The sequence below is a fragment of the Paenibacillus sp. FSL L8-0340 genome, from assembly GCF_038593145.1.
Classification (GTDB): Bacteria; Bacillota; Bacilli; order Paenibacillales; family Paenibacillaceae; genus Paenibacillus_AQ.
Genome location: NZ_CP151967.1, coordinates 2,042,597 through 2,055,566, shown reverse-complemented (window position 1 = coordinate 2,055,566; position 12,970 = coordinate 2,042,597). Strand labels below are relative to the sequence as shown.

The window sequence follows — 12,970 nt, the reverse complement described above, 5'->3', positions numbered from 1 at the left end:
CGGGGTAAACCTTAGGTAGCGCTCGCAGTCTTGTTCTTCACCGGAGGCAGCAGCTTCGCCATATTCACCGTACGTTTGATTTCCCATGTCTCCGGAAGCGCCGGATCATACTGCTCCAGGTAACTGATAACTTCCTTCGTAATCGGTGTAGGCGTCGAAGCGCCGGACGTTACCCCTACCTTGGACACTCCCTTAAGCCACTCTGTATTCAGTTCCGACACGTCGGAAATACGGTGGGCAGGCACGCCTGCGATCTCTTCTGACACCTGTGCCAGACGGTTGGAGTTATTGCTTCTAGGGTCGCCAACAACGATAACCAGATCACATTGACCAGCCTGCTCCGCTACAGCTTCCTGCCGTACCTGGGTAGCCATACAGATCTCGTTGTGCACCTCAGCGCCGGGGAACTTCTCCAGCAGCTTTTTCATGATATTTTTAATATCCCACTGGCTCATCGTGGTCTGGTTCGTAATAACGATACGGGAAGAAGGCACAGATAACCCTGCAATCTCCTCTTCCTTCTCAATCAGGTGGACATGCTCCGGGGCAATGCCGACAGCGCCTTCCGGCTCCGGATGGCCCTTCTTGCCAATATAAATAATCTCATAGCCTTCCTCTGCCTTCTCCTTGATGAGGTCATGCGTCTTGGTTACATCGGGGCAGGTGGCATCTACGGTTGTCAGCCCCTTGGCGCGGGCCATCTTGCGTACCTCCGGCGAAACGCCGTGTGCGGTGAAGATAACGGTACCACTGTCGACTTTATCGAGAATATCCAGACGGTTATGCCCGTCTAGAGTTATAATTCCGTCATCCTCAAAAGAATTGGTAACATGACTATTATGAACAATCATGCCCAGTATATAAATTGGCCGGGGCAGATCAAGATTTTGTGCGGCCTGCCGTGCCATTACCATGGCGTCGACGACACCGTAGCAATAGCCCCGGGGAGATATTTTGATAACTTCCATGAATTCACCGGCTTTCTGCTGTCAATGACGGCTGTAATAGGACCTGCCTAATTATACCCTATTCCAGCGGCGGAGCAAAGAGAAGGGGCAGCCAGATGACAAAAGTAGTCCCCTCGCCCTGGCGGGTAACGACCTCCACTGAACCGCCATGCTCATCAATAATCCACTTGGCGATGGATAGCCCGAGACCAATTCCTTCCGTAATGCCCCGCGACTCATCGGCCCGGTAGAACCGGTCAAAGATATGCGGCACCTCATCCTTGTCCATCCCGATTCCGGTATCCGTGATGCGGATCCCCACCTGGCTCTGATAAAAGACAGCGTCCAGCGTCACTACTCCGGAAGGTGTGTATTTGAAGGCATTATCGATAAAAATGAATAACATCTGCTGCAGATAATCCTTGTTGCCGACAATATATTTACCGTTCAGATGCCCCATAGCCCCTACAGACCATTCCGCCTGCCGCGGCAGGAAGGACGCCCGGCGGGCGACCTCAGTCATCATCGGCTCGAGCGCTACCGGCTCCTTATCAAAGGTCCGCCCGGTATCGGAGCGTGCCAATGAGAGCATATCCGCGACCAGCCGGCTCATGCGCTGCGATTCATCGGCAATATCCTTCACCGACTCCATAGAGAGCTGGCGGATTTCCGCCTCGGTCATTCTGCTCTCTCCCGGCTCCATCTCCCATATTTTTTGCAGCAGGTCGATGTTCCCGCGAATCGTGGTAAGCGGAGTCCGCAGCTCATGCGAGGCATCGGATACAAACCGGCGCTGGGTTGCATACGAATCCTCAAGATCCTTATAGAAGCCCTCCATCCGCCCGAGCATGCTGTTGACCGTTTCAATCAGCCGCCCGATTTCATCCGGCGGACCGTCATATTCAATGCGGGAGCTCAGATCGGTTCCCGTCTGAATTCCGTTCGCAGCTTCAATGACCATGCCGATCGGGCTCATGGATTTACGGGCCAGGAACAGGCCGAAGGTGAAGGCTGCGATCAGCGTGGCAAAGGAGCCGACGAGCAGGATGTTCTTGAGCCGGGTCAGCATTGTCACTTGTTCCCCAATATATACAGCAACCTGAAGTACACCTGCGTGATTGCCACTGCTAGTAGCAACATCAACTGCCTGCTGGTAGATCAGAAAGGGATTCCCGCCATAATAGGACTGAGAGAATCCTTGCTGTTTCTGGACGTTATCTTTCGCAGGATATTTGAATTCCAAATTGATCTGTGTCATGTTCGTGCTGAGAATCAGCTTTTCCAGGTCATAAATATACACTTGGGCAAATAAGCTCTGCCCTGCAGGTCCTCTAAGCACCGGCCCCAAAGTACCGTCATTGTTCAGGCCCATGTCGGGTTGAACCTGCTGTGCCTGCAGTTTAAGCCGGTCCTTCAAATCACCATAAGTATTGAAATAGACGAAACCGTAAATTGCGGCTGATAAAGCCAGCAGCATAACGGCCAAAACCCCTGAATACCAGGCTGTCAGCCGCAATTTAATAGACATGTTTAATTGTCACCTCTTAGAATATAACCGGCTCCCCGGATCGTCTGGATCAAACGTTTGCCGCCGTGCTCCTCCGTCTTCTGGCGCAGCATGGCAATATAGACCTCAAGCACATTGGACTCCCCGCTATAATCATAGCCCCAAATTTTATCCATAATCAGGTCGCGGGACAATACACGCTTCGGATTCTGCATGAACAAATGCAGCAGTTCAAACTCCTTGGCCGTCAGCTCCAGACGTTTGCCGGCGCGAGTGACTTCACGCGAGTCCACATCCAGCGTAATATCCTCATACGACACTGCCTGATCTGCGCCGCCCCCCTGCTCGCTCTTGCGGCGAAGCAGTGCGCGCACCCGGGCCAGCAGCTCCTCCAGCGCAAAGGGCTTTACCAGATAATCATCTGCTCCAAGATCCAGCCCTTTGACCCGGTGTTCGATTTCATCCTTGGCTGTCAGCATCAGTACAGGCACACTGCTTCCGCCTTCCCGTAAACGACGGCAAACCTCAAACCCGTCTACCTGCGGCATCATCACATCGAGTATAACTACATCGGGATCGCTGTTCAGTACAGCACGCAGTCCATCGGCCCCGTTGGCCGCAGTTTTTACATCATACCCCTCAAAGGCAAGACCACGGCGCAGCATGGATATAATTTTTTCATCGTCATCAATAATTAGAATATTCGGTCGCATCAAGCAGCCCCCATTGTCTAAATCGTTTATCTCTATTGTAGCATGAATGCGCGGCCCAGCGCCCTGTGCAGCAAAAACGGAAGGGTTCCCCCCTTCCGCTGTTCACTTTACCGTCCGGTGTATTTTACTGCTTCTGAGTTTGGGTGGTGTCAAAATCATTTTTGTTGCCGATGGTAACCGGAAGCTCCAGCGTTTTGCCGTCACGGACCACATTCATTGTGACCTTGTCTCCAACCTTCAAGGATTGGATAAAAGTAATCAGATCCTGGCTGGTTGCATATTTCGTTCCGTTCACACCTGTAATGATGTCATAAGGACGCAGGTCGGCGGAATAAGCCGGTGATTTAAAGACAATCTCAGCAACCACAGATCCTTCTTTGATGTCAGTACCCATTTGCTTCGCCACTTCATCTGTAATGGTCATGAGCGAGGCACCGATAAATGGAACAGGTTCTTTCGGAATTTCCTGGTTGGCTTCAAGTTTGTCTACTACCTCTTTGATGGTGTTGACCGCAATGGCAAACCCGATACCTTGAGACTGCGTGCTAACGGCAACATTCATTCCGATAACCTGGCCGTTCATGTTAAGCAGCGGTCCGCCGGAGTTACCAGGGTTGATTGATGCATCGGTTTGAAGCAGGTTTTTGTAATTGCGTGTCCCGCTGCCGTCTTCTTCGTTAATATCAATGCTGCGGTCCTTCGCACTCAGCACACCAGCAGTGACTGTATGATCGAAACCTTGCGGGTTGCCGATCGCGACAACTTCAGAGCCTACCTTGATGCTGTCGGAATCTCCAAGAGCCACTGTAGGGAAGTCTGCCCCTTCGATCTTCAGTACTGCCAAATCCAGATCTTTGCTGGCGCCGAGCAGCTTCGCCTCATAAGGTTTGGTGGTTCCATCAACAGTTACTTGAATAACATCTGCATTATCAACAACATGCTGGTTAGTCAGTATATATCCGGTCGAATCATAAATGAAGCCTGTTCCAATACCGTAAGGAGTTAGCTGGGATGAATCCGACTCTGGTTCCGACTGGGAATTCCTGTCCGTCCCGGAAGATCCACTGCCTCCGAATTGATCACCGAAGAAAAATTGTGAGAACGGATCGCTCGTGTTTGGATTGGTTGAGCTTCTGCCGGAGCCCGTTTTGACCAATGTCTCGATTTTGACGACTGCCGGTCCAACTCCATCTACTACACTCGACACATCACCTGACCCGGTAACAAGTGCGGTGGTGGACGTCGAAGGAGTAATATGGGCATTGCCGACTGCCGTCTTGGCTGCCGGGCTGGCCACTGTAGCTGTTACCGCCTGTTCACCACCTGTGAACCAGTTACCGCGGTCTGCCATGAACATCGAGCCTGACAGCACGACCATCCCGGCGAGGAAAGAAATCAAGGCGGTTTTTATCGGTCTCTGGGGCTTGCGGTTATACTGCCAGCCGTTGCCGCCATCCGAACCGTTGCCGCCATTGCCGCCCCGTCCACCGCCGTCATTCCCGGTAGTGCGAAGTGAAGTGCTGTAAGGGGCCGGTTTGATCGGCTGCGGAGGAGTGACCTCTACCCGCTCCGACTCCATCCGGTTGTAATGCTGTACATCATCCGGATTCATCTCGTCTTTGTTCAAAGATTTAAAAGGTCCATAGGAATAGTAGTATGAGGATCCTGAATCGGTTGATTGGTTATCATTGCTGCTGTCAATGTTCTTAGTATTATCCCATTCCCGATCCGGTGAAGGTTCATTATCACGATTGAAGTTGTTTTTGTTATCGTCCATGTTTACGTTCCTCCCGTGCCTTGCCTGTTCGACAAGGAGTATTGTGTTGTTCTCTTGTTCTTATTTTGTACTTTAAACCTTAAGGTCACATTAAAAACAATTTAAGCGGAGATAAAAGATAATAGGGTTCAGACAAAACAAAAAGGCCCGCGCGCACATTGCCGCGCCGGCCCTTAACAACATCTTATAATAATCAAGCTTCATCTGTAATGAATCCATTTCCTTTATCCCTGCGCCCAGCCCTTGCGGTGGGCGTAAATCGCCAGCTGTGTGCGGTCGTCCAGTTCGCATTTCATCAGCAGGTTGCTGACATGTGTCTTCACCGTCTTGATGCTGATATGCAGCTCCTCACCGATGTCCTTGTTGGTCTTGCCTTCGGCAATAAGCAGCAGCACTTCCTTCTCACGCTCGGTTAGGCCGGAGGAATCCCCCTGTACGGTCCGCTGGCGGATGCCGCGGGTCAGCGCCTGTGAGACATCGCCGGTCATGACCGGCATGCCGCGGTACGCTCCTTGCAGCGCGTAGATCAGTTCCTCGGCCGAGACTGTTTTGAGCACATAGCTGACCGCTCCGGCTTCAATAGCGTCAACAACCAGATCATCTTCCAGGAAGCTGGTGAGGATGACAATTTTAAGCCCGGGGAATTCGGCTAGGACGGCCCTCGTCGTTTCGGCACCGTTCATCACCGGCATCATCAGATCCATCAGCACAAGATCAGGCAGACCTTCCTGTCCGCCGGCCTTCAGCATTTCCAGCGCTTCCTGGCCATTCGCCGCTTCGCCGATAACCTCGAAACTGGGCTCCAGCATCAGATACGTTTTGAGCCCCATCCGCACCATATCATGATCATCCACAAGCAGCACTTTTATAAGACTCATGTTCTATTCCCCCTGTTCCTGATAGCCCTGCACAAACTTTGGAATATGTACGCGGATCGTCGTTCCCGCTCCCTTGCGGCTGATAATTTCCACTTGGCCGCCAAGCTTTTCCGCACGCTCGCGCATCGTGGTGAGCCCGTAGGACCCCTGCTTGTGCTGCACATGCTCAAAGCCCTGACCGTCATCGCTGATGCTCAGTACGACCTGCCTCGGCACTTCGCGTAACGACAGGCTGACCACCCTTGCTCCTGCATGTTTGACGATATTGGCCATCGACTCCTGAATAATCAGGAACAACTGATGCTCGATCGCTTCCGACAATTCGCCCTGCAGTTCAAGCTCCTTCACGCCTTTTAGCCCATTCTGGCGGCAATAGTCTGGAAACCATTTCTCCAGCGCTTCAAACAGATTACGGCCTTCCAGTTCCACCGGGCGCAGCTGTGCAATCAGCGCTCTCATCTGCTTTTGCGCCATTTGGGACATCGTAATTAACTGGTTCATCACGATCTGGCCCTGCTCTTCATTGCGTTCCAGAACTTTAGGCAGCGAAGAAGCGGACATATGAATCGCAAAAAGCTGCTGGCTCACCGTATCATGCAAATCCCGGGCCATTCGCCTCCGCTCTTCCAGTACCGCGCTCTCCGCTGCCTTTTCTTTTTCAATCACTTCCTGTTCCCCTAGCCGTTGCAGCAATTGCATCTTGTTCTCCACGGTGTCCATCATAATGTTAAATTCATGGTAGACCCGCGCAAAGGACTGATCATCACTTTCAGGCATCCGTACAGACAAATTGCCTTTGGCCACCTGCAGCATGTTCAGATCCAGATGATCGATCCGGCGCTGAATCCGCTGTCCAGCCACATAGCCGATAACCACGGTGAACAGTACAATCCCAACACACAGGTACACCCACATGCGGTAATCCACAACTTCGATATAACCCAGGCATGTTCCGGCATACACAAGTCCGGCAGCCAAACCTCCGCTGAGCAGGAAGTAAACAAGCAGCATCCATTTGGTATTGCTAAAGATCGTCCCCATCCTTAACCTACCGTTTTGACTTTAATGTCGCCGATGAAAGCACTCACGTTAATACGAACCTTTTTGCCTGCTTCCTTGTAATAAGGTGTCTTGCACTGCACATTGCTCATAAACCCGCTACGGGACTGCTCCAGTACCTGCATGTCACCGATAAAGGAACTGCTGGTCACAGATACCCCAAGATTCATATCATCCGGAATATACACTTTGATGTCGCCGACAAACGCGGAAATATTAATCTTCGTCTCCCCGTAAGGAATTTGCGCATTGGTCAGGTCCAGCACCGTGTCACCGATAAACTGCGAAATGTTGGTATGCTTCAATTGAAAATGCTCACGTCCCATATGGACATCTCCGATAAAAGCAGACCGGTTAGTCGTTTCCTTATGATCCTCTGTCTGGTGAAACTCCTCATGCCACTCGCCGTGTCTACGGGCATGCCGGTCCTGGCGCTCCTGCCGTCTGCGTTCATGACGTTCCCGGTTCTCCTGCCAGCGCGATTCCGCAGCCGATTGAAAACGGCCATCCTTAGGGTCAATCTCGTCTTCATTAGTGTCTTTATTTAAATATTCATTCCAGTCACGCTCTCCGGCAGGTTTGCCGAACTTCTGCTCAAACTGCTCATCCAGCGTCGACTCCAGCGGCTTTGGAGGCGGGGCATCCGGCGAACCCTGGCCCGGCGGGTAGAAGCTTGGCGGCACTGGCGGTGCTGGCGGAACGGGAGGTACCGGTGGTGTAGCATTGCGCGGCTTGAAGATCACAAACAGTCCTCCGCCGATCAGCATGACGGGTATCAGCAATTTAAAGAAGTCGCCTGCTGAAACATCAAACCAGTCCAAGTTGCGCCCCAGAAAAAAGACCCCGAGCGCCAGAAAGAAAAATCCGCCAAGCGCTGATGAAAATTTAGATTGATGGTCGTCGGTGGATAGTAAACGCTGTACACCCATAAAAATGAGAATAACCGGCCAGTAGTCAGAAATTAGTGATCCTATGCTGAAATCGGTATACCCCATCTGTCTCAGCAGGAACACCGCGCCGAGTCCAATCAGGATCAGACCGCCAAGTACCTGGCTGGTGAACCTTCTTTTCATAATCCATTTCCCCTTTAGTTGTTATAGCAATCATGTCATCCGTTTCTTATAGCCTTAGTCTACAGAAATACTGGTGCGGGGAACAGCGGCGCGAGAAGTAAATAAGCCTCAGTCTCTGGACGGAGTCCATTGGTATTAATAGTAAGAAATTTCATGGATTATTTCAATGGCTACTCTTTAAAGCCGCAAAAAAAAGCTGCCCCTCAGCTCATTATGAGCGTGATTGGGACAGCCTGTTTCATTGCTTTTAGATGTAACCCAGAGTCCATCACCGCATTACTGCTGCGGTTTTTGGACCGGTTTGGAGATCGTGTTGCTTTGCGTTGTTGTGCCTTCATTCTCAACAGCAAACTCAGCATTGTATTTTTCATTCGGTGTTTTGTAGTTTTCTTGTACCTTTGGTTTTTTAGCCACGGAATTCACCTCCCTTTTCGGAAGAGGCAAGTGTTTTGCCCCAGTCCGTATTATGGGAAGTGAAGTGCTGTATTATGCATACCCAAGTGAAAAAAACATCAAGCTGCCAAACGTCTGTAATTGCTTTTAAACGATTTCCTCCAGCAGGTCTTGAGGAACGGTCTTGTAAGTCTGGATCGCCCGGCTGAGACTCTTCAGCATGCTTTCCGTGCATTTTCCATTACCGCGTTTGATGAGCTGAACCACAACTGATTTTTTGCCCCACTCCTTATACACCTGCTTGGTAGTGGAAAAATATAAGTCAATCTTCCGTCCTTTAATCGCCGATCCGGTATCTGCAACAACAGCGTAGCCATAACCCGGAATATAAAGGATGCTGCCCAGCGGCAGAACCTTCGGGTCGGCTGCGATGGTGGAGACGGCATTTTTGTCCCTGCGTACCTTGACACCTGAATACGTGATCCCGTATTGCGGATGCTTCGAGGTTTTGCCTGTAGACTCAAATCCGGCCGTATAGCCGGTTGCCATAACCTTCAGCGAAGTGATGATCTGCTCGGGCGCTGGGGCAGCTACAGGCACGGTGGCCGGCTGCTTGGAAGCAGCATTGTTCCTCTTGCGCCCCTCCGTTCCTTCCGCAGGCTGAGGCGCCTGTATTGCGGCAGGACGTGTTGATCTTGAGGCGCCGCCTAGTGAGGATGCTCCGCTGGAGATCATTGTAATATCATCTGAAACCTTTGTATTTTGAGAAGCCTCTGACTCCGTTGTACGGACGTTTAGCGGATTGGCAGTGTCTCCCGTCCCGCTCGCCTCAACCGACTTGCGTCCATAATCCGGATAGATATCCGCAGCAGCCAGCATAAGCACGATGGTAACGAATAGACACCAAAACCTCTGACATAAGCCCATTTTGTTCATTTGTTAAACCTCCCCCTATTAGCGAAGGTTTCCCGTTTCACAAAATTTTATACATGAAGCACCAGCTTCCGGCTTCACGGGGCTTATGACAGAGGTTCATATCAGGTGACTAAATTACACGCTCGGCGATCTCTTTGGCAAGGGAATCAATAACTTCCTGCAGCGGCTGGGCACCGATATCGCCTTCCCCGCGCTTGCGGATGGAGACGGTTCCCGCGTTCATCTCGTTCTCGCCGACGACGAACATATAAGGAAGTTTTTCCAGTTGGGCTTCACGGATCTTATAGCCCATCTTCTCGTTGCGCAGATCCACTTCAGCCCGGATGCCACTCTTCAACAGCTTCGCTTCCACTTCTTTGGCATATTCGTCAAAAGCAGAGGATACCGGAATAATCTTCACCTGCTGCGGGGAAAGCCACAGCGGCAGCGAACCGGCAAAATTCTCCAGAAGGAACGCTACGAAACGCTCCATGGTGCCGAGAATTCCACGGTGAAGCACAACCGGACGATGTTTCTGACCATCATCGCCTACATATTCAAGCTCAAAGCGCTCCGGCAGCAGGAAGTCGATTTGCACAGTGGACAATGTTTCTTCCTTACCCAGAACTGTTTTGATCTGAACGTCCAGCTTCGGACCGTAGAAGGCGGCTTCGCCCTCTGCTTCGAAGAACGGCAGGCCCGCTTCTTCAACAACCTCGCGCAGCATCCGCTGAGCAGTCTCCCACATTTCATCGTTAGGGAAATATTTCTCGGTATCCTTAGGATCACGGTAGGACAACCGGAACCGGTAATCGGAAATCCCGAAATCGCTGTACACCTGTTTGATCAGCTCAAGCACGCGTGTGAACTCGCTCTTGATCTGGTCCAGGCGGCAGAAAATATGGGAGTCATTCAAGGTCATGGAGCGTACACGGTGCAGACCGGTCAATGCGCCGGACATTTCGTAACGATGCTGAATGCCAAGCTCGGCAATACGGATCGGCAGATCACGGTAGCTGTGCATCGAACTCTTATAGATCATCATGTGATGCGGGCAGTTCATCGGACGAAGCACAAATTCTTCGTTGTCAATTGTCATCTTAGGGAACATATCTTCCTGATAATGCTCCCAGTGGCCGGAAGTTTTGTAGAGTTCTACGTTGCCCAGCACCGGAGTGTACACATGCTGATAGCCAAGGCTTGCTTCCAGATCCACAATATAACGCTCCAGAATGCTGCGCAGCTTAGCGCCCTTTGGCAGCCAGATCGGCAGACCTTGTCCAACCAGCTGGTTGAATGTAAAGATCTCCAGCTCCTTGCCCAGCTTGCGGTGGTCACGTTTCTTAGCTTCCTCGAGAAGATGCAGATGCTCGTCCAGCTGTGCTTTCTTAAGCCAGGCTGTGCCGTATACGCGCTGAAGCATTTTGTTCTTGCTGTCGCCGCGCCAATAAGCACCGGCCACATTCATCAGCTTGAACACTTTGATCTTGGCAGTTGACGGCAGATGCGGGCCGCGGCACAGGTCAAAGAATTCGCCCTGCTCATAAATAGTAATCACGCTATCCTCAGGCAGCGCTTCGATCAGCTCCTGCTTATAAGGATCGCCCAGCTCGCCAAATCGATCCAGCGCTTCCTTGCGGCTAACCTCTTTGCGCACAATCGGCAGATTCTCGGAAACGATGCGATCCATTTCCTTCTCGATCTTCAGCAGATCCTCTGGATTCAGCGGATGCTCCAGATCCATATCATAATAGAAGCCATCCTCAATTACCGGACCTACTCCCAGCTTGACTTCCTTTGTGCCGAATAGACGTCTGACCGCCTGGGCCATCAAGTGGGCTGTACTGTGGCGCATGACTTCAAGGCCTTCAGGCGAATCCAGCGTTACAATTTCGACCAGCGCGTCTTCCTGCAGTGGAGTCGACAAATCTACGACAATCCCGTTCATTTTGCCCGCTGCGGCATTCTTGCGGAGTCCGCTGCTAATGGAGGCGGCCACATCATCGATGCTGCTGCCATCGGCGTATTCCCGGACCGAGCCGTCCGGTAGCTTGATACTTACTGACATTGTTGTTCCTCCTAAAAGTTTTGTTAGCATTTACTTCTTGAGTTTTCTTCGTACAAAACTACTTCGGAAGCATACGCTTAAGTTTTGTTAGCATTTACTTCGGAACGGAATGATCCACGCACACAAAAAACACCCGTCCCGCAAAGGGACGAGTGATTGCACCCGTGGTTCCACCCAAATTCGATTCCTCCCGGCTAACTACCTTAAATTAAAAAGCAGCCATTTACGGGATTACATCCTTCGTCAGCATGGGAATAACGGCCATGAACCGGCGGTTCTTACTGTCCCGCAGCGGCTGTCTTCAACAAGAAGCATTTCGGGAGTTCATAACCGCAGCTACAAAGGGGTAAATCGGAAGCCGGATACCGGAGGAACTTGCAGCCTTGTTTCCTCTCTCTGAAGCGGTCCTGAGCTAACGGTCCATATCTTTGTCGGAGCTGATAACGTGAATTATGGAGTAATTATAAATCTGTCCTCACCTTCCGTCAAGCCTGCAGCCTGCCCGAAATTCTGCAAGCTGTATTATTCTTCCCGGCGTTTACTTCCCGGCAAGCGGCCCGAACGCTTCAAAGACTCACGCAGCAGGTACTCTATATGTCCGTTTACGCTGCGGAATTCCTCTGCCGCCCAACGTTCCAGCGCCTCATGGAGCTCAGGATCGATCCGCAGCGGAAAGCTTTTTTTGGCCGCCATGATGAACCGCCTCTAGTACAACGAGCCGGCGTTAATGACCGGACTCGCTCCGCGCTCCGACACAATCGCTACCATCAGATTGTTGATCATTGCTGCTTTGCGCTCTTCATCAAGCTCAACGACTCCGCTCTCTTTAAGCTGGCGGATGGCCAAATCGACCATTCCAACTGCGCCTTCCACTATAATCTGGCGGGCAGACAGAATAGCGGATGCCTGTTGGCGCTGGAGCATCGTGCTGGCAATCTCCGTAGAATAGGCCAGATGAGTCAGCCGGGCTTCAATGACCTCTACACCGGATAAAGACAATCTCTCCTGCAATTCGGTTGCCAGCTCCTTGGCAATTTCATCCGCATTGGCACGCAGTGACATTCCTGATTCGTTGAAATTGTCATAGGGATACTTGCTTGCTACATGCCGCAGAGCCGTCTCACTCTGGATTTCCACAAAAGCCATATATTTATCTACATCAAACAACGCCTTGGCCGAATTGATCACTTTAAACACAATGACAGCGGCAATCTCGATCGGATTGCCTTCCACATCATTGACCTTCAGCTTGACGCTGTTGAAGTTGCGTACACGAAGCGATACCGTCTTGCGAATGCTGAACGGAATAACTGCCCATAATCCGCTGCTTGAAATGGTTCCGACATATTGTCCGAAGAAGGTCACTACCACTGACTTGTTAGGCTGAACTACTGTAATACTCGTACACAGCACAGCAGCTAGAGCAAACAGGATGAGCGGTACTGCCACATACTCCTGAGACGCACCGTAAATGCCTCCGCCTAGACAAATGACAATTAAAGCGACAACCCAGAAACCGCTGACCGGGCGCAGTGTTTTCTCTTTCATAAAGATACCTCCATTAGATATGTATTTGATATAATTATGATATCACTTTTGGTTGTATATGTAAATCCATTTTCTCGCCTACTTTTTCTATT

The 12,970-nt window shown here is 51.2% G+C and carries 12 protein-coding genes; all 12 read right to left on the bottom strand.

All coding sequences use genetic code 11. The features are described 5' to 3' along the window. Positions 1-11 precede the first annotated feature (11 nt). The 12 genes from NST07_RS09220 to NST07_RS09165 all read right to left on the bottom strand — a co-directional run bounded on the left by NST07_RS09220 (position 12) and on the right by NST07_RS09165 (position 12,878). On the bottom strand, positions 12-968 hold the full coding sequence (locus NST07_RS09220) for a 4-hydroxy-3-methylbut-2-enyl diphosphate reductase (RefSeq protein WP_038588386.1): 957 nt from the start codon (positions 966-968) through the stop codon (positions 12-14). 58 nt (positions 969-1,026) lie between these two features. Further along, positions 1,027-2,475 (bottom strand): HAMP domain-containing sensor histidine kinase, encoded by a 1,449-nt coding sequence (locus NST07_RS09215; protein WP_341091252.1) that lies wholly within the window; start codon positions 2,473-2,475, stop codon positions 1,027-1,029. Between the two features lie 2 nt (positions 2,476-2,477). After that, complete coding sequence (locus NST07_RS09210; RefSeq protein ID WP_341091251.1) at positions 2,478-3,167, bottom strand: response regulator transcription factor; 690 nt, start codon at positions 3,165-3,167, stop codon at positions 2,478-2,480. 124 nt (positions 3,168-3,291) lie between these two features. Next, positions 3,292-4,944 carry a trypsin-like peptidase domain-containing protein gene (locus tag NST07_RS09205; RefSeq protein WP_341091249.1) on the bottom strand — a complete coding sequence of 551 codons (1,653 nt, stop codon included), beginning with the start codon at positions 4,942-4,944 and terminating at the stop codon, positions 3,292-3,294. A gap of 224 nt (positions 4,945-5,168) precedes the next feature. Further along, positions 5,169-5,822, bottom strand: coding sequence for a response regulator transcription factor (locus NST07_RS09200; protein WP_341091247.1), 654 nt, complete (start codon positions 5,820-5,822; stop codon positions 5,169-5,171). A gap of 3 nt (positions 5,823-5,825) precedes the next feature. Then, the gene (locus tag NST07_RS09195) at positions 5,826-6,863 is read right to left on the bottom strand and encodes a sensor histidine kinase (RefSeq protein WP_038588372.1); all 1,038 of its coding nucleotides are present in this window, start codon (positions 6,861-6,863) and stop codon (positions 5,826-5,828) included. A gap of 2 nt (positions 6,864-6,865) precedes the next feature. Continuing rightward, on the bottom strand, positions 6,866-7,954 hold the full coding sequence (gene liaF, locus NST07_RS09190) for a cell wall-active antibiotics response protein LiaF (RefSeq protein WP_341091246.1): 1,089 nt from the start codon (positions 7,952-7,954) through the stop codon (positions 6,866-6,868). Positions 7,955-8,230: 276 nt separating this feature from the next. Continuing rightward, positions 8,231-8,368, bottom strand: coding sequence for a hypothetical protein (locus tag NST07_RS09185; protein ID WP_341091245.1), 138 nt, complete (start codon positions 8,366-8,368; stop codon positions 8,231-8,233). Positions 8,369-8,494: 126 nt separating this feature from the next. Further along, a complete protein-coding gene (locus tag NST07_RS09180; protein WP_341097597.1) occupies positions 8,495-9,022 on the bottom strand; it encodes a 3D domain-containing protein in 528 nt (175 codons plus the stop codon). Between the two features lie 370 nt (positions 9,023-9,392). Continuing rightward, complete coding sequence (thrS, locus tag NST07_RS09175; RefSeq protein ID WP_342481420.1) at positions 9,393-11,330, bottom strand: threonine--tRNA ligase; 1,938 nt, start codon at positions 11,328-11,330, stop codon at positions 9,393-9,395. A gap of 522 nt (positions 11,331-11,852) precedes the next feature. Beyond that, positions 11,853-12,023 carry a toxin-antitoxin system HicB family antitoxin gene (locus NST07_RS09170; protein ID WP_038588362.1) on the bottom strand — a complete coding sequence of 57 codons (171 nt, stop codon included), beginning with the start codon at positions 12,021-12,023 and terminating at the stop codon, positions 11,853-11,855. 12 nt (positions 12,024-12,035) lie between these two features. Then, positions 12,036-12,878: an SPFH domain-containing protein gene (locus NST07_RS09165; protein ID WP_341091243.1), complete on the bottom strand. Its 843-nt coding sequence runs from the start codon at positions 12,876-12,878 to the stop codon at positions 12,036-12,038. Positions 12,879-12,970: the final 92 nt, after the last annotated feature.

Bases quoted from the DNA above. Each gene is read 5' to 3' on its own strand.
- NST07_RS09220 (WP_038588386.1), bottom strand. From the start codon at position 968: ATGGAAGTTATCAAAATATCTCCCCGGGGCTATTGCTACGGTGTCGTC.
- NST07_RS09215 (WP_341091252.1), bottom strand. From the start codon at position 2,475: ATGTCTATTAAATTGCGGCTGACAGCCTGGTATTCAGGGGTTTTGGCC.
- NST07_RS09210 (WP_341091251.1), bottom strand. From the start codon at position 3,167: ATGCGACCGAATATTCTAATTATTGATGACGATGAAAAAATTATATCC.
- NST07_RS09205 (WP_341091249.1), bottom strand. From the start codon at position 4,944: ATGGACGATAACAAAAACAACTTCAATCGTGATAATGAACCTTCACCG.
- NST07_RS09200 (WP_341091247.1), bottom strand. From the start codon at position 5,822: ATGAGTCTTATAAAAGTGCTGCTTGTGGATGATCATGATATGGTGCGG.
- NST07_RS09195 (WP_038588372.1), bottom strand. From the start codon at position 6,863: ATGGGGACGATCTTTAGCAATACCAAATGGATGCTGCTTGTTTACTTC.
- liaF (WP_341091246.1), bottom strand. From the start codon at position 7,954: ATGAAAAGAAGGTTCACCAGCCAGGTACTTGGCGGTCTGATCCTGATT.
- thrS (WP_342481420.1), bottom strand. From the start codon at position 11,330: ATGTCAGTAAGTATCAAGCTACCGGACGGCTCGGTCCGGGAATACGCC.
- NST07_RS09170 (WP_038588362.1), bottom strand. From the start codon at position 12,023: ATGGCGGCCAAAAAAAGCTTTCCGCTGCGGATCGATCCTGAGCTCCAT.
- NST07_RS09165 (WP_341091243.1), bottom strand. From the start codon at position 12,878: ATGAAAGAGAAAACACTGCGCCCGGTCAGCGGTTTCTGGGTTGTCGCT.